28 protein-coding genes and 1 tRNA gene are annotated in these 26122 nt (G+C 64.3%); 17 read left to right on the top strand and 12 right to left on the bottom strand.

Annotated elements, in window-relative coordinates; translation table 11 throughout:
• The first annotated feature begins 42 nt into the window (after positions 1-42).
• From mtnP to ASS64_RS08795, 9 genes are all read left to right on the top strand, one after another.
• A complete protein-coding gene (mtnP, locus tag ASS64_RS08835) occupies positions 43-915 on the top strand; it encodes an S-methyl-5'-thioadenosine phosphorylase (protein ID WP_067692847.1) in 873 nt (290 codons plus the stop codon).
• Positions 912-2399, top strand: coding sequence for a glycerol-3-phosphate dehydrogenase (glpD, locus tag ASS64_RS08830; RefSeq protein WP_067692845.1), 1488 nt, complete (start codon positions 912-914; stop codon positions 2397-2399). Before mtnP ends, glpD begins: the two co-directional genes overlap by 4 nt.
• Positions 2400-2494: 95 nt before the next feature.
• On the top strand, positions 2495-5632 hold the full coding sequence (gene putA / locus ASS64_RS08825) for a bifunctional proline dehydrogenase/L-glutamate gamma-semialdehyde dehydrogenase PutA (RefSeq protein WP_067692842.1): 3138 nt from the start codon (positions 2495-2497) through the stop codon (positions 5630-5632).
• Between the two features lie 124 nt (positions 5633-5756).
• On the top strand, positions 5757-6533 hold the full coding sequence (locus tag ASS64_RS08820) for an ion transporter (RefSeq protein WP_198147680.1): 777 nt from the start codon (positions 5757-5759) through the stop codon (positions 6531-6533).
• Between the two features lie 45 nt (positions 6534-6578).
• Complete coding sequence (locus tag ASS64_RS08815; protein WP_157075123.1) at positions 6579-6998, top strand: hypothetical protein; 420 nt, start codon at positions 6579-6581, stop codon at positions 6996-6998.
• A gap of 109 nt (positions 6999-7107) precedes the next feature.
• Positions 7108-7662, top strand: coding sequence for a dCTP deaminase (gene dcd, locus ASS64_RS08810; protein WP_067692839.1), 555 nt, complete (start codon positions 7108-7110; stop codon positions 7660-7662).
• On the top strand, positions 7659-8444 hold the full coding sequence (locus ASS64_RS08805) for an acyl-CoA thioesterase domain-containing protein (protein WP_067692838.1): 786 nt from the start codon (positions 7659-7661) through the stop codon (positions 8442-8444). Before dcd ends, ASS64_RS08805 begins: the two co-directional genes overlap by 4 nt.
• 57 nt (positions 8445-8501) lie before the next feature.
• Positions 8502-9677 carry a trans-acting enoyl reductase family protein gene (locus ASS64_RS08800; protein ID WP_067692836.1) on the top strand — a complete coding sequence of 392 codons (1176 nt, stop codon included), beginning with the start codon at positions 8502-8504 and terminating at the stop codon, positions 9675-9677.
• A 56-nt stretch (positions 9678-9733) separates the two neighbouring features.
• Positions 9734-10192 carry a DoxX family protein gene (locus ASS64_RS08795; protein ID WP_067692834.1) on the top strand — a complete coding sequence of 153 codons (459 nt, stop codon included), beginning with the start codon at positions 9734-9736 and terminating at the stop codon, positions 10190-10192.
• Here the strand turns inward: ASS64_RS08795 and ASS64_RS08790 are convergent.
• Both ASS64_RS08790 and ASS64_RS08785 read right to left on the bottom strand, forming a co-directional pair.
• Positions 10189-12426 carry a TonB-dependent receptor gene (locus tag ASS64_RS08790; RefSeq protein WP_067692833.1) on the bottom strand — a complete coding sequence of 746 codons (2238 nt, stop codon included), beginning with the start codon at positions 12424-12426 and terminating at the stop codon, positions 10189-10191. The genes ASS64_RS08795 and ASS64_RS08790 overlap by 4 nt on opposite strands.
• A gap of 113 nt (positions 12427-12539) precedes the next feature.
• Positions 12540-13043, bottom strand: a complete 504-nt coding sequence (locus tag ASS64_RS08785) for a hypothetical protein (RefSeq protein WP_157075137.1) — start codon at positions 13041-13043, stop codon at positions 12540-12542.
• An 86-nt stretch (positions 13044-13129) separates the two neighbouring features.
• On the opposite strand from ASS64_RS08785, the gene ASS64_RS16675 reads away from it, so the two are divergent.
• The 5 genes from ASS64_RS16675 to ASS64_RS08765 all read left to right on the top strand — a co-directional run bounded on the left by ASS64_RS16675 (position 13130) and on the right by ASS64_RS08765 (position 17720).
• Complete coding sequence (locus ASS64_RS16675) at positions 13130-13399, top strand: hypothetical protein (RefSeq protein ID WP_157075122.1); 270 nt, start codon at positions 13130-13132, stop codon at positions 13397-13399.
• A gap of 78 nt (positions 13400-13477) precedes the next feature.
• The gene (locus ASS64_RS08780; protein WP_067692826.1) at positions 13478-14458 is read left to right on the top strand and encodes a hypothetical protein; all 981 of its coding nucleotides are present in this window, start codon (positions 13478-13480) and stop codon (positions 14456-14458) included.
• Between the two features lie 10 nt (positions 14459-14468).
• Positions 14469-15299 (top strand): hypothetical protein, encoded by an 831-nt coding sequence (locus ASS64_RS08775; protein WP_067692823.1) that lies wholly within the window; start codon positions 14469-14471, stop codon positions 15297-15299.
• A 42-nt stretch (positions 15300-15341) separates the two neighbouring features.
• Positions 15342-17372: a S8 family peptidase gene (locus ASS64_RS08770; RefSeq protein WP_083508254.1), complete on the top strand. Its 2031-nt coding sequence runs from the start codon at positions 15342-15344 to the stop codon at positions 17370-17372.
• Between the two features lie 84 nt (positions 17373-17456).
• On the top strand, positions 17457-17720 hold the full coding sequence (locus ASS64_RS08765; RefSeq protein ID WP_067692818.1) for a hypothetical protein: 264 nt from the start codon (positions 17457-17459) through the stop codon (positions 17718-17720).
• A gap of 154 nt (positions 17721-17874) precedes the next feature.
• Here the strand turns inward: ASS64_RS08765 and ASS64_RS08760 are convergent, their stop codons facing one another.
• From ASS64_RS08760 to ASS64_RS08740, 5 genes are all read right to left on the bottom strand, one after another.
• Entirely contained in the window at positions 17875-18432 is a 558-nt protein-coding gene (locus ASS64_RS08760; RefSeq protein ID WP_157075121.1) for an HD family hydrolase, read from the bottom strand.
• Positions 18433-18533: 101 nt separating this feature from the next.
• On the bottom strand, positions 18534-19106 hold the full coding sequence (locus tag ASS64_RS08755; RefSeq protein ID WP_067692813.1) for a helix-turn-helix transcriptional regulator: 573 nt from the start codon (positions 19104-19106) through the stop codon (positions 18534-18536).
• Between the two features lie 184 nt (positions 19107-19290).
• Positions 19291-19899, bottom strand: a complete 609-nt coding sequence (locus ASS64_RS08750) for a bifunctional 2-polyprenyl-6-hydroxyphenol methylase/3-demethylubiquinol 3-O-methyltransferase UbiG (RefSeq protein ID WP_067692810.1) — start codon at positions 19897-19899, stop codon at positions 19291-19293.
• Positions 19896-20204 (bottom strand): hypothetical protein, encoded by a 309-nt coding sequence (locus ASS64_RS08745; RefSeq protein ID WP_067692804.1) that lies wholly within the window; start codon positions 20202-20204, stop codon positions 19896-19898. The genes ASS64_RS08750 and ASS64_RS08745 overlap by 4 nt, the downstream gene beginning before the upstream one ends.
• 81 nt (positions 20205-20285) lie before the next feature.
• Complete coding sequence (locus ASS64_RS08740; protein ID WP_067692802.1) at positions 20286-20672, bottom strand: PaaI family thioesterase; 387 nt, start codon at positions 20670-20672, stop codon at positions 20286-20288.
• Positions 20673-20791: 119 nt separating this feature from the next.
• On the opposite strand from ASS64_RS08740, the gene ASS64_RS08735 reads away from it, so the two are divergent.
• A complete protein-coding gene (locus ASS64_RS08735) occupies positions 20792-21559 on the top strand; it encodes a helix-turn-helix domain-containing protein (RefSeq protein WP_198147679.1) in 768 nt (255 codons plus the stop codon).
• A gap of 209 nt (positions 21560-21768) precedes the next feature.
• Here the strand turns inward: ASS64_RS08735 and ASS64_RS08730 are convergent.
• A tRNA-Gly gene (locus ASS64_RS08730) sits at positions 21769-21843 on the bottom strand.
• 196 nt (positions 21844-22039) lie between these two features.
• On the opposite strand from ASS64_RS08730, the gene ASS64_RS08725 reads away from it, so the two are divergent.
• Together ASS64_RS08725 and ASS64_RS08720 are read left to right on the top strand one after the other, a co-directional pair.
• Positions 22040-22960: a tetratricopeptide repeat protein gene (locus ASS64_RS08725; protein WP_067693159.1), complete on the top strand. Its 921-nt coding sequence runs from the start codon at positions 22040-22042 to the stop codon at positions 22958-22960.
• Between the two features lie 8 nt (positions 22961-22968).
• Complete coding sequence (locus tag ASS64_RS08720) at positions 22969-23580, top strand: LON peptidase substrate-binding domain-containing protein (protein ID WP_067692797.1); 612 nt, start codon at positions 22969-22971, stop codon at positions 23578-23580.
• On the opposite strand, the gene ASS64_RS08715 is transcribed toward ASS64_RS08720, so the two are convergent.
• Genes ASS64_RS08715 through ASS64_RS08700 form a run of 4 tightly spaced genes read right to left on the bottom strand, consistent with a single transcriptional unit; the run spans position 23567 to position 26094 of the window.
• Positions 23567-24208 (bottom strand): MarC family protein, encoded by a 642-nt coding sequence (locus tag ASS64_RS08715; protein WP_067692795.1) that lies wholly within the window; start codon positions 24206-24208, stop codon positions 23567-23569. The two genes, ASS64_RS08720 and ASS64_RS08715, sit on opposite strands and share 14 nt — an antisense overlap.
• A 1-nt stretch (position 24209) precedes the next feature.
• A complete protein-coding gene (locus ASS64_RS08710; RefSeq protein ID WP_067692793.1) occupies positions 24210-24911 on the bottom strand; it encodes a hypothetical protein in 702 nt (233 codons plus the stop codon).
• The gene (gene folD, locus ASS64_RS08705; RefSeq protein ID WP_067692792.1) at positions 24908-25804 is read right to left on the bottom strand and encodes a bifunctional methylenetetrahydrofolate dehydrogenase/methenyltetrahydrofolate cyclohydrolase FolD; all 897 of its coding nucleotides are present in this window, start codon (positions 25802-25804) and stop codon (positions 24908-24910) included. The genes ASS64_RS08710 and folD overlap by 4 nt, the downstream gene beginning before the upstream one ends.
• Positions 25804-26094, bottom strand: a complete 291-nt coding sequence (locus ASS64_RS08700; RefSeq protein WP_067692791.1) for a YggT family protein — start codon at positions 26092-26094, stop codon at positions 25804-25806. The genes folD and ASS64_RS08700 overlap by 1 nt, the downstream gene beginning before the upstream one ends.
• Between the last annotated feature and the right edge of the window lie 28 nt (positions 26095-26122).

Below are 26122 nucleotides of genomic sequence, written 5' to 3'. Positions count from 1 at the left end.
CCCCATGGCCGTGCTGGCAAGCGGTTTGGGCAAAGGAACTTCATGAGCGACTGGACGATCGGCATCATCGGCGGGTCGGGGCTCTATGCCATCGATGCACTCGAGGATGCGCAGTGGATCCCGGTGCAATCGCCCTGGGGCGAACCATCCGACGAGATCCTGTGCGGCAGGATCGGCCACGTCCGCGTGCGCTTCCTGCCGCGCCACGGCCGCGGGCATCGGATTGCGCCCTCGACGCTCAATTCGCGGGCCAATATCGATGCGCTCAAGCGAGCCGGATGCACCGACATCCTCGCAATCAGCGCGGTCGGCTCGCTGTCCGAGGAACTGCCACCGGGCCGCTTCGTGACGGTCGACCAGTTCATCGACAATACGAAGGGCCGCCCTTCCAGCTTTTACGGCGACGGTTTCGTCGCGCATGTCTCGATGGCCGACCCGGTGTGCCACCGCCTCTCGAAACATGCCGCAAAGTCGGTCGCCAAGGCCGGCGGAGAATGCAGCGAGGGTGCGACCTATCTCGCGATGGAAGGTCCGCAATTCTCAACCCGCGCCGAAAGTCGCCTCTACCGCCACTGGGGCGCCGAGGTGATCGGCATGACCGGCATGCCCGAGGCCCGGCTGGCGCGCGAGGCGGAGCTGCCCTACGCGCTGCTCGCCATGGTCACCGATTACGACAGCTGGCAGGCCAACGGCGAGGCGGTCGATGTGGCGCAGGTAATCGAACGGATGCAGCAGAATTCGAAACTGGCGCGCAAGGCAATCGAGGCCTTCTGCGAGGACCTGCCGAAGAAGCGCAGCCCCTCGCCGATCGACCGGGCGCTGGCCGATGCGGTCATCACCGCCCCCGACAAGCACGACCGTACCGTCCTCGCCAAGCTCGATGCGGTTGCCGGGCGATTGTTCGAGGGCGGATGAGCGAGACCTGCGACCTCCTGGTCATTGGCGGCGGAATCAACGGCGCGGGGATCGCGCGCGACGCCGCCGGGCGCGGGATGAAGGTGCTGCTGGTCGAGAAGGACGACCTCGCCTCGCACACCTCCTCGGCCAGTACCAAGCTGGTCCACGGCGGGCTGCGCTATCTCGAACAATACGAATTCCGCCTCGTCGCCGAGAGCCTGCGCGAGCGCGAAGTGTTGCTGCGCAATGCGCCGCATATCATCTGGCCGTTGCGCTTCGTCATGCCGCACGAGCCGAGCATGCGGCCCAAATGGATGCTGCGGCTCGGCCTTGCACTTTACGACCGCATCGGCGGGAAGATGAGCCTGCCCCGCAGCAAGCGCGTCGACTTGCGAGTAGCGCCGCATCGCGGCGTTTTGCAGGAACGGCTCAAGACGGGGTTCGAATACTCCGATTGCTGGGTCGAAGACGCGCGGCTGGTGGTGCTGACGGCGATGGATGCGCAGGAACGCGGAGCCAAAGTGCTGGTGGGCACCGAATGCACCGATCTGAAGCGTTCTGCGGAGAGCTGGACCGCGACCTTGCGCAATACCGATGGCGAACGGCAAGTCACTGCGCGCGCGGTGATCAACGCCGCCGGGCCCTTCGTCGACCGCGTGGCGAAGACCGCGCTCGGCCAAGGAACGCCGGCCCATCTGCGGCTCGTCAAAGGCAGTCACATCATCGTCTCGCGCCGCTTCCCCGGCGAGCACGCCTATATCTTCCAGCAGCCCGATGGGCGCATCGTCTTCGCGATCCCCTACGAACGCGACTTCACGCTCATCGGCACCACCGACCAGCTCTATGTAGGCGATCTCGAGGCCGTGCGGATTTCGGAGGAGGAGACCCGCTATCTGTGCGAGGCCGCCTCGCGCTATTTCACCAGCGCGGTTACCAACGAAGAGATAGTTTCCACCTATTCCGGAGTGCGCCCGCTTTACGAGGACAATGCGTCGAGCAATTCCACTGTGACTCGCGACTATGTCTTCGAGCTCGAGGCCGAGGGCGGCGCCCCGATCCTGTCGGTCTATGGCGGCAAGATCACCACCTATCGCAAGCTCGCCGAACATGCGCTGGCAAAGCTCGGCAAGGTACTCGATATGCCTTGCGAGAAATGGACCGCACGCGCGCCGCTTCCGGGCGGCGACATGCCGGATGGCGATTTCGCCGCCTTTCTCTGGCGAGCAAGCGAGCGCTATAGCTGGGTCCCGCCCGAAATGCTTCTGCGCCTCGCCCGTGCCTATGGCACGCGGCTGGACCTCGTGCTCGGAATGGCCGTCTCGCTCGACGATCTCGGGCGGCATCTCGGCGGCACGCTGTACGAGGCGGAGCTGCGCTATCTCGTCGAGCACGAGTACGCGCGCAGGGCCGAGGATTTGCTGTGGCGGCGCAGCAAGCTGGGCCTGCACCTGCCTGCTGAAGCGCGGCAGGCCGTCGAGACCTGGTTTGCGCAGCGACCCTGAGACGACGCTACGGAACAAGCGTGTTTCACAAAGCTTGAAAGGGTAACACCGCGGGTCCAAGTGACCCGAGACACCTTTCTTTACCCCGGAGTCGTATGGCCCTGCACGATCCTGCCCCCCTGCCCGCAATTTCCCGCCAAGCCGTCCGCGAAGCCTATCGCGCGGAAGAGAATGCCTGCGTCGCCGAACGGCTTTCGCAGGCGGCTGGGGCGAGCGCCAAGCACCAGGAAGCGGCGGCAATCGCAATCCGGCTGATCGAGGATGCGCGCAAGCGCAAGGCGAGCGGGATCGATGCCTTTCTCCACCAATACGGCCTCGCGACCGAAGAGGGCGTCGCCCTGATGTGCCTTGCCGAGGCACTGTTGCGCGTGCCCGATGCGGCAACCGCGGATGCGCTGATCCGCGACAAGATCGGCGATATCGACTGGGCCGAGCACATGGGTGAAAGCTCTTCGACCTTCGTCAACGCCGCCACGTTTTCGCTGATGCTGACGGGCGAAGTGCTCGAACGGCCCGAGGAAGCGCAGAAGGGCATGCGGCGCACCCTCAAGAGCGCAGTCAAGCGGCTGGGCGAACCCGTCATCCGCAAGGCGACGCTGCAGGCCATGCGCATTCTCGGCGGGCAGTTCGTTTATGGGCGCACGATTGGCGAATCTCTCAAGCGCGCCGCTCCGGAACGCGCGCGCGGCCTGACGCACAGCTTCGACATGCTCGGCGAAGCGGCAATGACCTTCGACGATGCCGAGCGCTACCGGGTCAATTACCACAAGGCGATCGAGCGGCTGGTCAAGGAGGCGACCGGCGATGTCCGCACCTCGCCCGGCATTTCGGTCAAGCTTTCCGCGCTGCATCCCAAATACACCTTCCTCCACGCCGATTTGGCAGTGGCCGACCTGCTGCCGATCGTCCGCGATCTCGCCACTGCCGCGCGCGATGCAAATATCCACTTCACCATCGATGCAGAGGAAGCCGACCGGCTCGAACTGTCGATGGACCTGATCGAGGCGCTGGCGCGCGACGATGCGCTATTCACCCGGCCCGACGGCAGCCGCTGGGAAGGTTTCGGGCTCGCCATCCAGGCCTATCAGAAACGCGGCGTCCCGCTGGTCGAGTGGACCGCGCGGCTGGCGCGCAAGCACGACCGCAAGTTCTTTGTCCGGCTGGTCAAGGGCGCCTATTGGGATACCGAGATCAAGCTCAGCCATGTCGGCGGCTTTACCGATTTCCCGGTCTTCACCCGCAAGCTGGCGACCGATGTCAGCTACCTTGCCTGTGCCGAGAAGATGCTCGCGGCGGACGATACGATCTACCCCGCCTTCGCAACCCACAACGCCTATACGATTGGCGCGATCAAGGCGCTCGCCGGTTCGAAGCCGCTCGAATTCCAGCGGCTGCATGGAATGGGCGAGGATATCTACGGCGCGCTGGCCCAGATGGAGGGTAACAGCCGGACCAATGTGCGCATCTATGCGCCGACCGGGACGCATAAGGATCTGCTGGCCTATCTGGTACGCCGCCTGCTCGAGAACGGAGCCAACAGTTCCTTCGTCAACCGCATGGCCGATGCCGAAGTCCCCGCCGCCGATCTGGCGACCGACCCGGTGGCCGAGCTGGCCGCGCTCGAGCCGTATCGCAATCCCACCATCCCGCTGCCCGCCGACATCTTCCCCGATCGGCGCAACTCGGCCGGGGTCGACCTGTCCGACCCGCTCGTGCTCGAACCGCTGCAGGAGCGGCTCGCCGCGCTCGAAGCAAGGCACTGGGAAGCCGAACCGACCTTTATGTCGGGGGCCGAAAGCGAAAGTGCGCCGATCAACAAGCCGCACGATCTGACCGCGGAAGTCGGCACGCGGCGGGACACGCTCGATTTCGAGGTCGAGGAAGCGATCACCCGCGCCGAGGCGATCCAGCCCGGTTGGGACCGGCTCGGCGGCGAAAAGCGCGCCTTGCTGCTCGAGGCGGCCGCCGATTTGTTCGAGGAGCACACCGACGAATTCCTCAGCCTGTGCCAGCGCGAAGCGGGCAAGACGCTGATGGATGCGGTGCTCGAACTGCGCGAGGCGGTCGACTTCCTCCGCTTCTATGCCAATGAGGCGCGGCGCCTGTTCACGCAGCCCATGCCACTGCCAGGCCCCACCGGCGAGGAAAACCGCCTGAGCCTGCATGGCCGCGGCGTCTTCGCCTGCATCAGCCCCTGGAACTTCCCGCTGGCGATCTTCATCGGCACGCCAGCCGCCGCGCTGGCCGCAGGCAATACGGTGATCGCCAAGCCCGCCGAGCAGACCCCGCTGATCGCAGCGCTGGCGGTGCGCCTGTGTCACGAGGCGGGCATTCCCGAGGAAGCTTTCCAGCTGCTCCCCGGCGCGGGCGATGTGGGCGAATTCATCACCTCCGATCCGCGCATCGCGGGCGTTGCCTTCACCGGCTCGACGCAAACCGCGCAGGCGATCAATCGCAGCCTCGCCTCGCGCGACGGCCCCATCGCCACGCTGATCGCCGAGACCGGCGGCCAGAACGCAATGATCGTCGATTCCACCGCCCTGCCCGAACAGGTTACGCGCGACGTCGTTGCATCGGCCTTTCAGAGCGCGGGTCAGCGCTGCTCGGCGCTGCGCGTGCTCTACATTCAGGACGACGTCTACGACGAAATGCTGCGCATGATCCGCGGCGGGTTCGAAGCGCTGACCATCGGCAATCCGGAAGAGCTATCGACCGATGTCGGCCCGGTGATCGATCCCGATGCCAAGTCCTCGCTCGAACGGCACGTCGCGCGCCGCAAGAAGGGCGGGCGACCCGTCTGGCGCCGCCGCCTGCATCGCGGTGCCAATGCGGGCTGCTTCGTCGCGCCGACCATTATCGAGATGGATTCGATCCTCGATCTGAAACGCGAGAATTTCGGGCCGATCCTGCATGTCGTGCGGTATCGCGCCGAGGATCTGGAGCAGGTGATCGCCGATATCAACGCGACCGGATATGGCCTTACGCTGGGCCTGCACAGCCGCAACGACGACACCCGCGCCTTCGTCGAGGCACGCGCCAAGGTCGGCAATTTCTACGTAAACCGCAACCAGATCGGCGCGGTCGTCGAAAGCCAGCCCTTCGGCGGCGAGGGCCTCTCGGGCACCGGCCCCAAGGCGGGCGGTCCGCATTACGTCCAGCGCTTCGCCACCGAGCGGGTAGTGTGCATCGACACGACCGCCGCCGGGGGCAATGCGACGCTGCTGGCAAGTTGAGCCGGCATCGTCGCTCCGCATGATCGGGCGCGATGCGTTCCTGCTTGGAAGCTGACTTGCGGCGATGTTAATGCGCGGGCTCGTGCGGCGCGGTGAAGGCCGATTCGCTGTCTATGGAGGCCGAATGACCTTGCGCGAGCGCATCCGTGCCCTTGTCGAGACCCGCCGCTTCGAGCACGCGATCACCGCGGTGATCGTGCTCAATGCTATCGGGCTCGGTCTCGAAACCTCGCCCGAGGTGATGGCGCGGTTCGGGCCCTTCATCATTGCGCTCGATCGGGCGGCGATCGCGATCTTCGTCGTCGAACTGGCGCTGAAGCTGTTCGCCTACGGGTGGCGCTTTTTCCGCAATGGCTGGAACGTGTTCGATTTCGTGATCGTCAGCGTGGCGCTGATCCCGGCCAGCCAACAATTCTCCGTCCTGCGCGCGCTGCGCATCCTGCGTGCGTTGCGGCTGGTCTCGGTCGTGCCGAGCATGCGCAAGGTCATCGTCGGCCTGTTCAGCGCGATCCCCAGCATCGGGACCGTCATCGTGATGCTAGTGCTGCTGTTCTATATCAGCGCGGTGATGGCGACGAAGCTGTTCGGCGGGGCATTTCCCGAATGGTTCGGCACGCTCGGCGCCTCGCTCTATTCGCTGTTCCAGGTGATGACGCTGGAAAGCTGGTCGATGGGGATCGTGCGTCCGGTGATGGAGCTCTACCCTTATGCCTGGGCGTTCTTCGTCCCGTTCATCCTGCTTACCAGCTTCATCGTCCTCAACCTGTTCATCGGTGTAATCGTCAATGCGATGGCGGAAACCACCAGCGAGGAAGCGCATGACGAGCGCGAAGAAATCCTGCGCGAGTTGCGGGGCTTGAGGCAGGAAATACGCGCGCTGAAGAACCGGGGCGAAGAGTAGAGCGATGGGGCTGGATACGCCCCGATTGCCGACGTCGATCGAGTTTTGGCAAAACGCTTTGGTTTGCTGGAGCGCAAGATGCAGCTATCGACACGTTACGGGCTGGCAGGCATTGGCGCCCTCGCGCTTTTGACGGTGGTCCATCGGTTGCGTGACAATCCGAGGTGGTCAGGGCCGACAAGCGATTATCTGCTTGGCACCCTGCCCAACTTCGCCGCTGCAATCGCCATTGCCTTCGTACTGCTCAGTATCTGGACCAACCACAAGGGCGATGCCGCCCCCCGCTCCGTCAAGCGCCGGTTTCTCATCTGTGCATCCATCAGTGGTGTCGGCTTGCTGGCATGGGAAGCCATACAGACGACGAGCGATCGGTTCGTCTTTGATCTGAATGACATCGGCGCGACCGCCCTTGGGATCCTTGTCGCCGGTCTGCTGTTTTGGATCGTCACGCCGAAAACAAGGTGAGCCGCCAGTGGACCTGTCTTCGGCCCACTCATAGGCTACCCCAGCCGCGGAAGGGGATATTCCCCTCGCCCCGCTTGCCCCGGCGAGGCCAATCGGGAATCCCTTGGCCATGGCGATTCTTTCGGACAAGTGGATCCGCGACAAGGCGTTGAACGAGGGCATGATCGAACCCTTCGTCGAGGCGCAGCGGCGCGAAGGGGTGATCAGCTACGGCCTGTCGAGCTATGGCTACGACGCGCGCGTGGCGCCCGAGTTCAAGATTTTCACCAATGTCGATTCCGCGGTGGTCGATCCCAAGGATTTTGCCAGCAACAGCTTCGTCGATCGCGAGACCGAGGTCTGCGTGATCCCGCCCAACAGCTTCGCGCTGGCCCGCACGGTCGAGTATTTCCGCGTACCCGAGGACGTGCTGGTGATCTGCCTCGGCAAGAGCACCTATGCGCGTTGCGGCATCATCGTGAACGTCACCCCGCTCGAGCCGGGCTGGGAAGGGCACGTCACTTTGGAGTTCTCCAACACCACCCCGCTACCTGCCAGGATCTACGCCAATGAGGGTGCGTGCCAGTTCCTGTTCCTGCAGGGCAACGAGCGGCCCGAAGTCACCTATGCCGACCGCGCGGGCAAATATATGGGCCAGCGCGGGGTCACGCTGCCAAGACTGTGAGCATCGCGCGCTTCCCCTTCTGGCGATGCGCACCCGAAGGCGGTGAGGGCCGCTATCTCTTCCCGGTCACCAGGCCGGCCACGGTCGGCCCGCCGGAGCATCCGCATGTGATGGGCGGCGCTGCCTTGGCGGCGACGATCGACGCGCTAGAGCAGGAAAGCGGCCAGCCGCTGCTCTGGGCCAATACGCAGTTCCTCTCGCCGACGCAGGGCGTGGACGAGCTGGTCATCAACTGCGAACCGGTCGGCGGCGGCAGGAGCGTCTCGCAATGGGCGGCGACCGCCTATGCCGGAGAGCGTCCCGTGCACCGCGTCAGCGCGGCCCTCGGCGCAAGGCCGGGAGACAGCGATACGCAATTCGCGCAGATGCCCGATGTACCCAGGCCCGACGGCAGCGAGGCGAAGCCCTCCGATCCCAACGGCTATGACGACAATCTCGTCGGTCAGCTCGAACGCCGCATCGCGCACGAGGATAATGCGCGGGGCCACGAAGCGGTGTGGTCGCGCTCGGCCGCAGGATTCGCCAACGATGCGGGCTGGCTCGCCCTGGTGAGCGATTTCTTCCTGGGAGCGCATCCGCGCACGCGCGGCGGGTCGAGCCTCGATGCGACCTTCCGCTTTATCCGTGCCGCCGAGCCCGGCTGGGTACTGAGCGTGACCGAGTTTGCAGCCTTCGACCGTGGCGTGGTCCATGGCAGCGCGCGCCATTTTGCGGAGGACGGTACTTTGCTGGCAATCTCGAGCCAGACCGGGGTCCTGCCGCACACGCCCTTCGTGACGTAACGGCTTTGACTCTCCGCACGCCCGCGCGCACACATGCGCTCGAAGGAGAGATAATCCATGGCCGACCGCGAATTCGATATCATCGTCTATGGCGCAACCGGATATACGGGGCGCCTCGTCGCCGAGCACTTCGTGCGCGAATACGGGAGCCGCGACGACGGACCCAAATGGGCAATGGCCGGACGCAGCATGGACAAGCTGGAGGCGGTACGCGACGAAATCGGCGCCCCCAAATCCACCCCGCTGGTGGTCGCCGATGCGAACGATCCGGCGAGCCTGGAGGCGATGTGCAATCGTACGAAGGTCGTGCTGACCACGGTCGGACCCTACCAGCTCTATGGCGACAAGCTGGTCGCCGCCTGCGTCAAGACCGGCACGGACTATGCCGATCTGTGCGGCGAACCCGCCTGGATGCGCGAACAGATCGACAAGCACCACGAAGCGGCGAAGCAGAGCGGCGCGCGGATCGCCTTTTCGAGCGGGTTCGATTCGATCCCCTTCGATCTCGGCGTGTTGATGTTGCAGAAGGAAGCGGTCGCGCGCCACGGTTCGCCCGCCCCGCGCGTGAAGGGCCGGGTGCGTGCGATGCAGGGCACCTTCTCGGGCGGCACCGCAGCCAGCCTGACCGCTACGATGAAGGCGGCCGCGAAGAATCCCGGCATCATCAAGGTTCTGAACGATCCCTTCGGCCTGACACCCGGTTTCGAGGGCCCCGACCAGCCCAGCGGCATGATCCCGCGCCATGAAGAGGAACTGGGCAAATGGGCCGCGCCCTTCATCATGGCGACGATCAACACCAAGAACGTGCATCGCACCAATTTCCTGCGCGGGCATCCCTATGGCGAGGATTTCCGCTATGACGAGATGATGCTCACCAGCCCTGGCGAAGCGGGTAAGGCCGCCGCCAATGCGGTGGTCGAAATGCTCAAGAATCCCTTCGGCGCCAAGCCGCCCAAACCGGGCGAAGGGCCGAGCCAGGAAGAGCGCGAGAACGGCTATTACGACGTGCTGTTCGTGGGCGAATGGCCGGAAGGAAAGCGGCTCCACTACGGCGTGAAGGGCAAGTACGATCCGGGCTACGGCTCGACCAGCCGGATGCTCGCGGAAACCGGCATGGCACTGCTCGACTGCGACGCCGAAGGCGGCATCGGCACGCCCGGCTCCTTCCTCGGCGAAGCGCTGGTCGAAAGGTTGCGAGAGCATGCCGAGCTGACCTTCGCGGTGGAGGAATAGGAACCCGCCGCGCGAGCGGGAGTTTCGCAAGGACAATCAACGGGGGAGAAGAAACGATGGCTACAATCGCTGCACTGGTCGGACGCATCCTGCTCGGCGCCTTGTTCGTATTCGCCGGATTCGGGAAGGTGATGGATACCGCCGGAACGGCCGCCTACATGGAAGCCGAATCGCCCTTCCCCGGCAGCATGGCGCTGGCCGTCGGCGTGTTCGAGATCGTCGCCGGGCTGGTGCTGGCCAGCGGCTACATGACCCGCATCGCCAGCCTGGCGCTGGTGGTCTTCACCGCGCTCGCGACGCTGTTCTTCCACGAGCAGGTGACCGACCAGGTCCAGGCTGCGATGGCCTTGAAGAACCTCGCCATCATGGGTGGGCTGCTGATGGTCTTCGCCTATGGCCAGCAGCGCAGCCGGATCGAGGTGGTCGACGAGCGCGCGAAGCGGCTCGACGCCGAAGTCCGCGCCGCCCGCGCCGAGGGCAAGGCCGAGGCTGCGGGCGACGCCGGCTCCGACTAGAAGCTGGCGCGCACGCTCGCGCTGAAGTTGCGGCCCGCAAGCGGCACGAAATCCTTCGTGAAGCTGGTGTGGCGGCGACCGGTCTCGTCGAAGATGTTGTCTGCCTTCAGGATGATGCTGATGTTCGGATTGTCGCGCATCGGCCGCCAGGCGACGGAGGCATTCACATGGGTGAAGCCGTCGGTGGCAGTTTCGAACGCGGCGACGTCGTCCTGATCGTCGTACCACTCGACCTCGCCGCGCAGGTCGAAGGCGCGGGTCGAGGCGGTCAGCGCCGCCGCCAGGTGAAGCGGCGGGATGCGCGGGACAAAGGTGTCGTCGTCGAGCTCTGCGTGAACGTATTCGCCCAGCAATTCGGTGCCGACGGTGAGATCGCCGGTATCGATGAAGTCGAACGCGAGTTCGCCCTCGATCCCGGTGTAGGTCGCATCCTGTTGGAGGAACAAGAACACGGGTAGGTCGTCCTCTTCCTCGCCGTTCGGGGTCAGGTAGATGAAGTCGTCGAACCAGTTGCGATAGGCAGCGATGCTGAAGCTCGCCCCGCCGATGCTGCCGCGCGCGAAGATTTCCCCGCCCCAGGCCTTTTCTTCATCGAGATCGGGATCGCCGATCTCGAAGGCTTGCGTGGCGATGTGCGGGCCGTTCGAATAGAGCTCTTCACCCGAAGGCGCGCGTGCGACGCGAGAAAGATTGATCCCCGTACGCACGGTCGGCGTGACATCGTAGGCGAAGCCGAGCGCACCCGAAAACGTGTCGAAGCTGCGCTCTATGCCGAGCGTGGTCGCATCGACAGCAGTGCTTTCGAAACGCGCCGAGCCTTCGATCTGGAAAGGTCCGCTGCTGTATTCCTGCAGTGCGAAAACGGCGATCTGGTCGGTACGGTTGGGCGCGACGAAGGCTTCGGCGCCGATGGCTTCGAAGTCGCGCCAGTAATATTGCACGCCGAGCGATCCGCGCCAAGGGCCGGAGGTGTCCTGCACCAGTTCGGCGCGCGCTTCGAGGCCTTCGACGTCGAACACGGTGCCGACTTCGTCGCCTTCGAACTCGGTGTGGGTGTAGTCGGAATAGCCCGCGCGGATCTTCAACCGCTCGAAGAAGCCTTCGCCGAGGAAGATGTCACCGCGCAGGTCTGCGCGATACTGGCGCAGGCCGATGCTGACCAGCTCTTCACCCTCTTCTTCGCCGTGCTCTTCGCCGTGATCCTCATCCTCGTGATCCCCGTCATCATGGTCGCCCTCTTCTTCGCCATGATGGTGGTGGCCAGCACCCGGCCTTCCGGGAACGCCGTAAGCGGTGTCGTAGACGCCGAAGGATACGCCGAGCGTGCTATCGCCGCGGAAGAAGGCCAGGCCGGCATTGGCGGTCCAGGTCTCGGTCGCGCTGTTGGGCAGCACGCCGCGCTGTTCGGCCGCCTCGCGCAGTTCCTCGGCCCCCTCGAATTCGCCCTCTTCCTCTTCTTCCGCCGCCTCTTCGAGCAGTTCGGCGCGCAGAGCGGGGGCGACGGTGAAACCGGCGACCTCGAGATCGTTGGTTTCGCGCCACGATCCGTCGGCGTGGAACACGACGCCACTGCTGCCGAGCGGAACGTCGACCGATCCGCCGAACTCGCGCAGATTGCTCGCGGTATCGCCGCGCGCCAGAAGGTCGACATGGATCGGTTCGGCCGGAATGCGGCGTGGGATGCGCTTGTCGATCACATTGACCGCGCCGCCGATTGCCTGGCTGCCGAACAGCAGCACGGCCGGGCCGCGCAGAACTTCGATGCGTTCGGCAGCAAGCGGGTTGATAGACACCGCGTGGTCGTCCGAAGTGTTCGAGGCATCGATCGCACCGATCCCGTCGACCAGCACCTTGACGCGTTCGCCCGCGAAACCGCGCAATACGGGACGCGAGGAGCCCGGAGCGAAACCGCTGGCCGAAACGCCGGGCTGGCTGTCGAGCACGTCGCCGATCTGCCCGTCGAGATTGCGCTGCAGTTCGACGCCCTCGACGACATCGGTGCCCGCCAGCAGGTCGAGATCGCGGATCCCTTCGGCGCTGACCACGATCCGGCCCTGGTAGTCGATCCGGCGATCGTGCAGATCTTCGGCGGGCGGCTCGTCGTCGGCAGCTGCCTGCGTGGCGACGGCCGTGTCGCCGGCCGTCTGGGCAAGCGCCGGACCCGCGGCAAGCATGGCCGCGACCGACAGGGTGGAACCGAAAAGGCGGAGCGAGTGTTTAGAACGATACAACATATCGTGCCTGATAGAGAGCCCGCCCGCGCGCGCAACCCCTTTTCGCATCAGATTCGCCTTCGTTCGACGAAAATACGCGGCTGAACGACGAACGGCACCGCCGCGAAGACGGTCTATTCGTCGCGTTCGGCTTCTTCCGATTGGCGTTGCGCGACGATGCGGGCAATATCGGCTTCGCGTGCCGGTCGCGCCGGATAGGCACAGCCGCGCTGGGCACCGATGCCCTTCAGGAAGCCGCGCCGCGCGAGTCCCGCACGGATCGCGGTCTCCAATCGCTCCTGCTGCTTGCGCGCGCCCGACACCTCGCGAATCAGGCCGCGAAAGGGAATGAGCGAACTGACTGCCATCTTGCCAACCGCGCCCGCGCCGAGGCCGCCCAGTTCCTCCGCGGGAAGATCGAAATCGTCTCCGAGCATGATGTCGAACCGCTCGACCTCGCCGATCAGCGCGCTGCAGCTCCCTAGCCCCTCGAGATCGTAGGGTCGTTCGACCGCTCGCTCGAGCAGTCCGGGAATTTCGCCCTTCTTGAGGTTGAGATCGGTCAGCGGAGTAGTGACCACGTCTTCGGCATCGGGCCGCTGGTCGGTGACCGGTCGATCCTGCGCCTGCCCTGGCACCGCCAAGCCAAGCGCCAATGTCAATAATCCGAACGAAGCCAGTGCGCGCATAGGTTCCTCCCGCGTCGAACGCGCGCAAGGCTAGAATGGTCCGCGATACTTCGCAAACCATGCGCTGGAAGTTCGACCTGGAAGCCGATGCAACGGGAGGGCAATGCGAGCGGCCGCCCCTTTTTCAGGGGCCGCCCGAAATGACGTATAACGGGTATGGCCAATCTTTCTCTTCATCCCGCGATACACCGCCCCCGGATCGTGAATTGGCTTGGTTCATTATTCCACTCAACATCGCGTTTACTGTTTCCGTTTTCGACGAGACGAAACCGAAAATAGAAAAACAATTCGGTGGTAGGTATTGACGGGGGAAATACACTCGATTGAGGTTTTCGTGACCTTGTGTTACTCAAACCGCGCAATCTTGGGGAAGGGGCATCGATATGCGCATCGCCATTCTTGCAGCGCTCCTGCTGTCCGGCTGCGCGGCGTCGAACCTGCAGCTCGAACGGGCCGGCGCGGCCTCGACAGTCACGAGGTCGACGGTTGCCCTTGCGCGCAATTACACAAACGAGCTCCAGTTGCGGCGGCGCGAAGCGGCCGTCGCGCTCGTCGCAAGCGATCCCCTCTGCATGTGGGGCGGCACCATTACCGTGGATCGGCAATGGGATGGGTCGCGCAGCCTGTGCGACCTTCAAGGCGTGCCCGAAGCCCGTCAGATAGAGGTCTCGCTCGAACCGATTGCGGAAGATCGGCTGGCTACGCTCACGACTATCGTGGCGGGGCTTGCTGCATACCAGGCAGCGCTCGCCGATATTCTGGAGGAAAAGCCCGATGAAGCGCGCCTCACGCTGGCGACCGCGACGAGCACGCTCGCGGTCGCGGCGACCGACATCAATCGGATTACCGGGGGCGCGGCGATCGATTTGGGCCCGCTCACCGGCGAACGACAGGATGCGGTGCTGACATTGGTGCAGACGCTGAGCGATATGTACGAGACCAAGATGAAGGTTCGCAAGGTGCGCGCGCTGGTCGATCGTGCCAACACCGCGATGCTGATCGAGGATCTTGAAACGGCGATTGGCAGGCTCGAGAGCCTTCAGGGAGGCAATGCCGATACCCAGCTGCTGCTCGCGCTTTCGCTTGCCTATGCGAGCGAGGCGCAGCGCGCGCCTTTTGCCGAGCGGCGTGCGTTGATACGTGAGATTGCCGCAGCGAACGATCTCGTGAGCGGTGCCAATACCGAGGCAGCCCAGGAGCTGGCGAAGGTGCTGGCCGAGCTCGCCAAGGTCGATCAGGCTATGCGCCGGGCGCTCGCCGGCGATTTCAGCGAGGCCGAGCGCGCGCGGATCGCGCGCGAGAACCGGCGCGCGGTCTTTTCGATCCTGAGTCAGATAGCCGCAATTTTCCCGCCACTGAAATGAGGAGGGCTGCATGAGTTCGGCCACCGAAGTGATCGATGCACTCGAAGCAATGCGAGACAGCCTGAGCAATTTCGCCATGCGGGTTCAGAACCCGCAGAGCCGAAATATTCTCCTGCAGCGCGCTTGGTTAGCGGGCAATCTCGGCGAGCGGATAGAGGATCAATTCGGCGGTGGCGAAGTGCCCGATGGCGAGCAAGTCGTCGCCCTTGCGCGAGACGCCCGAAGCAAAGCAGAAGCTGCCGATCCCAAGGATGCGAAGGCGATCCAGAGCGTTATCGCAGCGGCGACCAAAGCCAATGCGAGGGCCAGCAAGCTGGTTGGCGCGACGAGCCGCGCCGCGCGCCAGCTCGGCACTCTGTCGGGTTCGCTTCGGGTTGCTTCGAGCCGCACATCGCGCACGACCCGGCCGGGTATCACCAGCGAGAGAAGCGCAGCGGCGGGGAAAGAAACCAGTGAGGCTCCGGCCTATGTCGCCGATGTGGCGAAGCTGTTTCCGATCGAAGCGGCCACTCTTTTTCCGCTCGGGCTGACGCTCGCAGATGGCAGCGCGTCGATCGTGGCACTGGTGATCGTCATCGTCGCCTGCTTCGTGATCGCCCTGCGCTATTTCGCCACCAAGGAGGATGGCGAACCAGCCTGGAACGAGATCGGCGCCTCGCTCGTGTCATTCCTCCTCTGGGTCGGCGCCACCGGCGGCTTCTGGGTGGAAGAAGGCGGTTTCAGCGCGCCGGTGAACGCCGAAACCGGGGCGGGATTGTTTGGCTTTGTCACCATCATGTGGGTCTCGCTGGCACCCTACCTGATCAAGGAGCAGGCACTGAAGCGCGGCGCAGCCGCCTGAAGACCGCCCGGGCGGTCTGTCCTAACCAGAAGGGAGAAAGGCATGGGCGAGGAAACAGACAAGGAAAAGCCGTCGCCACGGCGCGAAGGCGACGCGGTCCGCCACCGGCTGCCGAGTCTCGCCTCCTTGCTCGCACGCGCGGTCGCCGGCCAAAGACTCCCATCGGTCATCTCCGGGCAGGTCGGCCGATTTCCGGAATCGGTTTTGGATGACGCCGCGATAATGCTGACCGAGGCGGGCATACTGGGCACAGCGCGCCCGCGCCTGGCAACGCAGGTGTCCAATTCGCGCGCGCTCGGCGCGCGAGCGCTGCGCGAACTCGCAGTGTCGGGAAATGCCGACCTCGATCCGCGCCTGCAGCTCGCCCTCGCCAATCGCCGCTCGGGCATGCGCGGATTTGCAACGGCCTCGACCGAAGCCGATGAAGTGAGCGTGATCGCGCATGTGCGAACACTCAAAGCCTGGCGCGAACACCCCGATGTCATGGCGGGGGCGCAGCTGGGCAAGGCCAAAGGCCGAGGCTTTCTGGTCACCGGAAGGATTCCTATCGACCGGGTCGAAGCCCTGGCGGCAGAAACTGATATTCTCGATCTTCGCGCGGCGCAGCCGGTCCATCCGACGCTGGGCGCGAGCGTGGAGCAAACAGGTGCGGATCCGGCCTCCTTCCCGGAGGGCTTCGACCCGCAGGGCGGCGACGGGGTCGTCATCGGCATTGTCGATTACGGCTGCGATTTCGCGCATCGCAATTTCATGCGCGCCGATGGATCGAGCCGGCTGGAGTCGATCTGGGACCAGCTTGGAATCGCGTCAATCGACAGCCCGATGGGCTATGGCAGGCGCTACAGCGCCGCTCAGATCGATGCTGCCTTGTCGGCCAGCGATCCTTACGACGCGCTCGGCTACGGCCCGGAACCCGATTCGCCCTTACGAACCGGCACGCACGGGACGCATGTGATGGACATTGCCGGCGGTAATGGCACGGGTTCGGGTCAGGCAGGAATTGCGCCGGAAGCGACCCTGATCTTCGTCGATATCGCAGCATCCGACATTTCGCGGATGGGGCCGGGTGTCGTGAACCAGCACTTCGGCGATTCGGTGCAGCTTCTGGAAGCGGTGCGCTACATCTTCGATGAAGCGGGGGACAGGCCATGCGTCGTCAATCTCAGCCTGGGGACCAATGGCGGCCCGCATGACGGCTCATCGCTGGTCGAACAGGGTATCGATGCGCTCGTCGAAGGCGATTCCAATCGCGCGATCGTGATCGCGGCAGGCAATTCGCATGGCGACGGGACGCACACGAGCGGCCGGGCGACGGCATCGGGCAGCCTCGATATCGGCTGGAGCCATCCGGGGGAATGGGGCGGCGAATTCGAGCTTTGGTACGATGGCGATCGTCGCCTCGAGGTCGAACTCATTGCGCCGGACGGGACACGCTTCGGCCCCGTTCGACCGGGATCCAGCCTCCCGCTGGGCGATCACGAAGTTATCATCTTCATTGCGAGCATTGTCGGCAATCGCACCAATGGCGATAATGCGATCGGCATCTGGGTGGCAGAAAACGTGATGGAAGGCGAGTGGACCGTTCGGCTCACCAACATGACATCGCAGGACACCGATTTTCATGCCTGGATCGAACGCGACGACTACGCGCAATCCTATTTCACGCAGCCGGTCGAGAGCCATACGTTGGGTTCGATCTCGACGTCGCGCAAGGCGATCGTGGTCGGCGCCTTCGACGGGCACAAAGCGAGCTTACCCATCTACACCTATTCGAGTACCGGGCCGACGCGCGACGGGCGCGAGAAACCGGAAGTCTCGGCCCCGGGCCAGAATGTGTTTGCGGCGCGTTCGCGCACGACCGGGGGCGTGACGCGCAAATCCGGAACCAGCATGGCGGCGCCGGCGGTGAGCGGCCTGATTGCACTGCTTTACGCCGATGCGGCGCGGCGCGGGCAGGACCTGTCGATCGACGAGCTGCGCGACGAATTGATCCGCCGAGCACGTCGCGACCCGCCCAAAGGCAGGAAGGGCACTTGGCATCCGCGCCGCGGCTTCGGACGCGCGCACATCTGATACGGTCTTGACGCGGCTGCACCCTCGCGAATTGAAGACCGGCGTAGCGATTGCTATATTCGATAAAGCCCTGGAGCGCCGTTCATGCCCATAGATTTGTCATCGCTGAAAAAGATCGAGGGGTTTCCCGCCTTGCGCGAAGCCGCCGATCCTGCGCGCCGCGAGCGGTTTCTGGTACTGATCAAGCTCGCCAAGGATGCATCGGTCCCCGATTATACGGCATGCCGTGCACGCTTCGGTAGGCAGATCTATTCCGCCGAGGTCGATCGCTCGGTGCTTGAGCGGCTCGAACACGATCCTGCGGTCGAAGCCGTCTCGATCTCGCGCGACCTGCCCCTGATCGATTGACATCTCACCCGCGGTGCGCGCGCAACGCGCGAACCGGGTTCTGCGAACTAGCCCGGCCAATGTTTCGCATGCCGGTGGGACCATCTCGTGCACCGACAGCCCGGCGGCCTCTCGCGGGATTGCCTCGGCCTGGCGGCCCAGATCGGCGCAAGGATCAGGTCGGTCCCGTCATGCTGATCCTGGTCTCTTCATCGACGATGCGCCGCAATCGTACGAGCAGGGGATGGCGCGAAGTCGCCTCGATTCCGTAACCCAGGTTGAAGGCATAATCGAAACCCGGCGTGTTCTTGCCCGCGACGTGCTGGAGCATGGTCTCGAGCTTATCCAGGCCCTTGGCGAACTGCGCCTCGATCGAACGGCCCTGCGCATAGTCATCGTATAGCTCGAGGAACTCCTCGTGCAGGTCGCGCGGAAGCTCGGAGCACAGCTCCTCGAAACCGTCACGCTCCCGCGCATGCCGTCCATCATCTGCGCCCTGCGCGGGAGCAGGCACGTCGCCGGAAATCGCCTCCCCAAGGTCATGGAGCATGCAGATTTTCAGCAGACGGTGATGGTCGACGCCCGGCAGATCGCGTTCGAGCAGCATCGCCAGAAGGCAGAGCCGCCAGGTGTGTTCGGCAGTGCTTTCCGGTCGGCCCATTGCGGTTCGCCCCGATCGCAAGGTGTCCTTGAGCCGTTCCGCACTCTGAAGGAAGGCGAGGAGGGCATGCATGCGCCCCTCCTCATGGGGCGGAGAGCCGGGGGAAACGTGGTCGTTGGACATGGGTCAACGCTTACCCGCGCGCCGTGTCCGATCTCAATCGGGCGAATATTTTATTCAGTGCCGGCATTGCCGGTTCGAACGAGGCGGGCAAACGTCCCGTTTGCCAGCGGAATCCTGACCCAGTGCACGACGCTCTTTCTTATGGATATAGCGGAACATTCGAAGGAAGCGGTGACAAATCGTGTCTCGAGCGAGGTGCGCTCGTGCCATCCGATCGCGCCCAGCCCACATTCGGCCTCGACGATGTCAGGCGACGCGTATCGCCACAATGATCGGCCGTTGAGCCGCTCGGGCGCGATGGCCCATTCCGAAGCCCGGGACGGTGAAGCGGCGAGCAAACGATGGGTGAGATCGCAGACGAGGTGGAGCGGCTCGGCCGATTGCCGGACGAATCGAATGAGCTGCCTGTCGGACGGCGCCGACGGGCTCGCCGAAATGCGCGCCAGCAATTGGTGCAGATCGCGCTCGCCGGGGAGCGCTTGACCGCTCTCCAGCCGCGAGATCGTCGCCTGAGAGACACCGATATCATGCGCGAGGCTCTCTTGCTTCACGCCGACTGTGCGCCGCCAATGCCTCAGGCCATGAGAAAGTCGGTCATCGATGCGAAGCAGATCGAATGGCATGGATGCCCTCATAGCCGATCGAGGCGGGTATCGGCCATATCGGCATCGCCGTAAGACACTTCGCTGGGGCCTTATCTCGGTGCTCGGTCTGGACGCCGTTGGGGGAGGTCGCCCGCGCTGCGCGCAGAAAACCGGAAATGGGAGATCGGCAAAGCGCGATCCGCTACGCGGCCTGCTTGTCCAGTCAAGATGCGGGCCGCACCGCGTGATAATAATGGTTCGAGCCCTCATCGCTCGAAGTTGCGACCACATCGAGCCCTTCATCGCGCAGGATCGCGCGGTAGGCCGTTTCGCCAAGCGAGCGCGAAGGCCGTCCGGTGAGAGCGTCGTCCCAGGAGACCATCTGCCGCGGAGCGGAAAAGAGCAGGCTCCCCCCGGAATTGAGCGCCCTTGCCATCTTCGCGAGCACTACGCGCTGCCTCGCTTCGGGCAGGAGAAAGACGAGACCGATCGCCAGCACTCCGTCGAAAGTGCGCGCGAAAAAGGGGCTCGCTTCCGCCGGTTCGCAGGCGATCCGCGCTTCTGGGAAACGCTCGCGGTAGAGTGCGACAAGACGAGGCGATGCATCGATCGCAAAGACATCGAGACCCGCTTCCAGAAGAACGGGCGTCATCGGATCGCCCGATCCGGCGCCGACGTCGAGAACCGCGCCGCCCTCGGGAAGCTGCGCGGCCCAGGTCTCGACCACCTCGCGCCCGATGGAAGAGCGGGCAGCGCAATAGGCGTCGGCGACCGCGTCATAACCAAAGGATGGATCGGAATTGCCGGGGCGGTGATGGGAAATGGAAGTCATGGGCAATCGATTGACGGATGGTGCGCGATGCGACTGCCTTCGCTCAACTCGATTTTCGCGACATGCTCGCCCCCTTCGACATGAGTTGGGAGATACGGCACCGCCGAACCGCTCGCTGCTTCGGCACCCTCGTTCAAAGCTATAGGCGCCGTTTCGCGACGATCCTTGGCGGCGAGCACGAGCCCGCAGTCCGCGATCTCGGTGCGTGAGGCCATTGCCCGCTCGCTATCGGCAAGCGGCGTCCCGACCGATCCAATGGGATCGTGGCCTGCGCCATCCGGGTTGGAAGCCTTCATCATGGTCATCGTCCCTTTCAGCGATGGTGTTAACGTAGATCATTTCAGGCTGTGGCCAAAAGACGTCAGCTTTTGTCCCGGCGTCCTGAGTCACAAGACGAGCTGAGTCTGTGTTACCAGGGCAATGAGACGATGGTCGCCCGTTTCGATCCGGGTTTGCCATACCGAGATTCTCTTTCCGATCGAAATGGGACGCGCGTCGCCGGTCAACCGGTCTCCAGGCACGGCGCGTCCGACGAAGCTCGTTTTGCTCTCGATGGTTGTCGTTCCATTCGCGCCCTCGGGCAGCGCGAGATAGGCGCCGATGGCGCCGAGGGAATCGGCGAACGCCATGAGCGTCCCGCCATGCACCGTCTCGCCCGCGGTGCACAGATCGGGGCGCACTTCGATGTTTCCCGTGACCTGCTCGCTCGACGCCACCGCAATCTCGATGCCGAGGAGTTCGGCGAGCGGCATGGATTTTGCGAAGTCGGTCATGGCGGTTGTCCTCCGGGATCGGATAATGCGCCACGAGACCCGTTCGATTGCGTCAAAGCAATAACGTTCGAGGTTATGATAATCTTGCCGCCGAGGCGATGGCAGCAAATGGGAAAATGATGCGGACAAACCGGTTCGGTGAGCTTTTGCGCAGCTGGCGCAAGAGAAGGCGTCTCAGCCAGATGGCGCTGGCCGATGCGGCCGATGTTTCGCCACGCCACATCTCATATCTCGAAACCGGCAAATCCGCACCGAGCCGGAGCATGGTGCGCCAGCTCGCCGATGCTCTTTCGGTCCCGCCGCATGCACGAAACGATTGGCTGACAAGCGCCGGCTACGCGCCGGTGGTCGAGCGGAGCGCGCTCGGCAGCGAAGAGCTTCGCCCGTATCTCGATGCGCTGGAGCGCCTCATCGCGCGACACGATCCCTATCCCGCCTGGGCGCTCGATGCTTCCTGGCAGATCGTGCGAGCCAACAAGGCGGGAAGCGGGCTGCTCGCACATTTGGGGCTGAGGATTGGCGACAATCCGGCCGCCGCGATTGCCGCCGATCCCGACCTTGGGGGAGCAATCGTCAACTGGGAAAAGGCTGTGGCCCATCTCGCCATGCGGGTGAGTGGCGAAGCGCGGCGGCGCAGCGACGATGCAACCGCGGCGATCGCCCGCCAGTTGGCAGCGCGCGCGCCGCGCGCAAACCTCGACCGACCGCTCGCCCCGGCGCTCACGACGCGAATCAGGATCGGCGATCGGGAACTCGAGCTCGTGTCGGTCCAGGCTGTGTTCAACACCGCGTTCGACCTGACGCTGACCGACCTGCGCATCGAATTGTTCTATCCGGTGGATGAAAAAGGCGCCCGGATGCTCGAAAAGGGGTTACCCGCCCCCTGACACCTACCTTGCCCCTCTTGCGGCCGGGCTTGCCGGAGATGCTACCCGCGTCGCCACCCAACAAGGGAGCCTGGTCAACCGCAATGATGGAGCATGCCGGCATATGCTATCCTGTCTGCCGACAGTCATAGTGCTTCGCGCCGTAGCCTCAACGCGTTGCCGAACACCGAGACCGAGCTGCGGCTCATCGCATAATTATCGAGTGGAAATGGAGCGGGCGAGGCGATTCGAACGCCCGACCCCAACCTTGGCAAGGTTGTGCTCTACCCCTGAGCTACGCCCGCTCACTGGCGCTACCGGAAGCCGTACGGCCCCGGTGGGGAGGCGGCCAACTAGCAGCGGCTTGCGAGTCTCGCAAGCCGAATTTGCAGATTTTTTGCCACCCTTGCGGCAGGCCCCACGCTCCTTCACATTCGCGCGACAATGCCCACATGGGGCGGGCAAGATTTTTCGAACGAAAGGTGGATCTACGTGGCGAGCATGGGCCTGAACATGGATGAACAGAAAGCGGTCGAACGCTTCAAGACCGAAGTTGTCGAACCGTCGATGACCAAGCTCGTCATCCTCGATTTCCATGCCGAGTGGTGCGGGCCTTGCAAGGCGATCGCCCCCATGCTGGAAAAGGTCGCCGCCGAATATGCCGACAAGGGCGTGGTGCTCAAGAAGATCGACGTCGACGAGGAAAAATTCATCGCCGCACAGTTCCAGGTCCAGTCGATACCGACGATCTATGCGCTGTTCCAGGGCCAGCCGGTCGCCGACCTGACCAGTGCGCGCAGCGAATCGCAGATGAAACAGACGCTCGACCAGATTCTCGCGCAATTGCCGATCCAGCCCGGTGCGGGCGACGAATCGCAAGGTGGCCAGCCGCAGCAGGATGTCTCGCAATTCGTAACGATGGCCGAGCAAGTGCTTGCCGAAGGCGATGCGGAACGCGCCGCGGGCGTCTTCGGGCAGGTCGTGCAGATGGCACCAGACAACGCCGCTGCGCATGCGGGCCTTATCCGCGCGCTGGTCCAGGCCGGCCATATCGAGCAGGCGCAAGCCGCGCTTTCGGCTGCCGAAACCAATCCCGCCCTGGCCACCGACCCGCAGATCGAACAGGCCAAGAGCGCGCTCGATCTGGCGGGCAGTAAAGTAGACGACGGCGAATTGGCCGCGCTGAAGGAAAAGGCCGGCAGCGGGGACATGCAGGCGCGCTACGACTATGCCGAGGCTGCCTTTGCCGCGGGCGAGCGCGATATCGCGGCGGACGAATTGCTGTCCATGTTCGAAGCCGATCGCGAATGGAACGAGGGTGCGGCCAAGGCCAAGCTGCTGCAGATCTTCGAAGCGGTAGGGCTGGAAGACCCCTGGGTCGTCGCGACCCGCCGACGCCTGTCGAAGATCCTGTTCGGATAGGGGGCCACTTGAGTACTCGCCTGCCCATCTTCCCCCTGCCCGGCGCAATCCTGTTTCCCGGTCTGCAACTGCCGCTGCATATTTTCGAGCGGCGTTACCGCGACCTCGTCGGCAATGCGCTGGCCAAGGACCGGCTGATCGGCATGATCCAGCCGCAAAAGTCGAAGGAGGGGGCGCCGTTATACGAGATCGGCTGCGTCGGACGGATCGGCGATGTCGAGGCGCTGGAGGACGGACGCTATAACATCGTGCTCGATGGCGAGGCGCGCTTCCGTTTGCTGCGCGAACTGGACGTGACCACCAGCTTCCGCCAGATCGAAGCAGAGCTGATCGAGGACCCGCAGGACGAAACGCTGTCGAGCGTCGAGCGCGCCGGCTTCGAATTCGAAGCCCGGCGTTTCGCCGATATGCAGGGCTACTCGGTCGATTGGGAGTCGGTCGCCAAGCTCGACGACGAGACGCTTATTAACGGCGTTGCCCAGATCATCCCCTTCGACGCCGCTTCGAAACAGGCACTGCTGGAAGCACCCGATCTGCGTCAGCGTTGCGAGCTGATGATCCAGCTGATGCAGTTCTTCGCCTTGCGCGACGACGGCGACGAGATCGTTACGCTGCAGTAGCGGTGACGAGGCCGAAGCTTCCGCGCAATCCGTCGATCACATACTGAGCTGCCAGCGCTGCGAGCAGCACTCCGAGCACCCGGGTGATCGCAGCTTCGACCTTGTCTCCGAACAGACGCATCAGCGGTCCTGCCGCCATCAGGGCGAGCATGGTGATAAGCAGGACGCCGACCAGCGCACCGAGGACGATGAAGGTTTCTTCCGCCCCCTGCGCCTCGTTCATCAGCAGCATGATCGCCGCGATCGCGCCGGGCCCCGCGAGCATCGGGATCGCCATGGGAAAGACCGAGACATCCTCGACCTCGGGCGTGGCGGCCACCTTCTCGGCGCGTTCCTCGCGGCGCTGGGTGCGCTTTTCGAAGACCATTTCGAAAGCGATCCAGAACAGCATCAGACCGCCGGCAATGCGGAAGCTGTCCAGTTCGATATGGAGCGCAGCGAGCAGATCTTCTCCGAACAGCGCGAAGACCAGCAGGATGACGAGCGCAATAGCGCAGGCACGGATCGCCATCATCCGTCGCTGGGCTGAGGTCGCGCCTTTCGTCAGCCCGGCATAGATCGGCGCGCAGCCAGGCGGGTCGATAACCACGAACAGCGTGATGAAGGCGGAGAGAAACAGCGCGGTCATGTCAATCGCCCGTCGGCGCGTCCACGCTACCGGCCATGGCATCGACCATCTGCCCGTCGCGGTGCAGCATCAGCTTCCAGTGGCGCGACAAATCGGGCGAGACGATGAATGTCAGGAACAGGCTGCTGTCGGCACTCACCTGGTCGAAATAGGTCCCACCGGTCACCGGCCGGGACCTTTCGGCTTGCGCGCGCAGAGCGGCAGCGAGGCCACGCTGCGGGCAGTCGGCGACATCGGTGCGCACGAATTCGGGTGCTTCGAGCGGGGTTTCGAGCACGTCGCCCTGGTCGAGCGTCCAGCGATACTCGCCATCGCGCTGGCGCTGCCAGACCGTGGTGAAATAGCCGCTGGAACCGTCGGGCCGCTGCCATGCGCCACGCGTGACTGCCAGCGAGCCATCGCAGCTCGACCAGACCTGGTGCGGCTGCCATTGCACCGCCTGTGGTGGGTTGGCCCGGCCCGCCAGCCACTGGCGCGCGTCGACTGGCTCGGGAACGAACATAACCCCCTCATCGGCGGCGAAGTCGCGAAAAGCGGTCCACTGCCCATCTTCCTGCGCCGCGCGGGCGAAGGCGAGCTCTGCAGCGACGACTTTCGATGGATTGGCCGTCGGGGTGAGCATGCGCGCATAGCGATCACGCGGGCCCTGATTGGCCGAGCAGGCGGCGAGGCCCAGCGCGAGCAGGGCGACAGCAAGTCTCACAGCGCGCCCTCGGGCAGTTCGAGCCCTTCGTTACGATAGGCGGCGACCAGCGTGTTGCGCAGCAGCACGGCGATCGTCATCGGTCCGACGCCGCCCGGCACCGGCGTGATCGCCGCAGCGACATCCTGCGCGCCGGCGTAATCGACATCGCCGACCAGCCGGCCCTTCTCCGCGCCAGGTTCGGGGGGCAAGCGGTTGATGCCGACATCGATCACCGTGGCACCCTCCTTGACCCAGTCCGCCTTGACCATTTCGGCGCGGCCCACGGCGGCAACCACGATATCGGCGCGCCTGACCACCGCGGGCAGATCCTTCGTCCGGCTGTGAGCGATAGTAACGGTGGCGTTAGCATCGAGCAGCAACTGCGCCATCGGCTTTCCGACGATGTTGGAGCGGCCGATCACCACCGCCTCAAGCCCCGAGAGATCGCCCAGCCGGTCGCGCAGCAGCATCATGCACCCGAGCGGTGTGCAGGGTACGAAACCGCTCTGCCCCACCGCCAGCCGACCGGCGTTGGTGACGTGGAAACCGTCGACGTCCTTGTCCGGGCTGATCGCGGCGATCACCGCCTGTTCGTCGAGGTGGTCCGGGAGCGGAAGCTGCACGAGAATGCCGTCGACTGCCGGATCGGCATTGAGCTTTTCGACCAACGCCAGCAGGTCCGCCTCCGACGCGTCGCCGGGCAGGCGATGTTCGAAGCTTTCCATGTTCGCGGCCACGGTCGCCTTGTGCTTGCTGCGCACATAGACTTGGCTCGCCGGATCCTCTCCCACCAGCACCACCGCAAGGCCCGCCTTGCGTCCCGCTTCGCTTTCGAATTCGGCCGCCTGCTCGCCGACGCGCTCGCGCAGCTTCGCGGCGAAAGCCTTCCCGTCGATAACCTGCGCCGTCATCAACCGTAAATCACATTGCCGAGAACGATCAGGACAACATTGAGCACTATAATCAGCACCAGCGGCGAGAAATCGATCGCGCCCGTATTGGGCATGATGTTGCGGATCGGACGGAGCACCGGATCGAGGAAGCGGTTGATCGCCATGTAGAAGCTGGCGAGGAAATCGTTCGACCGGTTCACCACGTTGAAGGCGAACAACAAGCCGATGATGAACTGGATGATGATCAGCATCACCAGCACGTTGGTGAGCATCGCGATGATCTGGTAGACTGTGCTGAGCGCCTGCATGTGACCGAGCGTTCCCTTGCGTTTTGGC

This window comes from Erythrobacter sp. AP23, assembly GCF_001542855.1.
Taxonomy (GTDB): domain Bacteria; phylum Pseudomonadota; class Alphaproteobacteria; order Sphingomonadales; family Sphingomonadaceae; genus Qipengyuania.
Note: the sequence above shows the minus strand (reverse complement) of the source record. Positions and strands in the feature narration are given on the sequence as shown.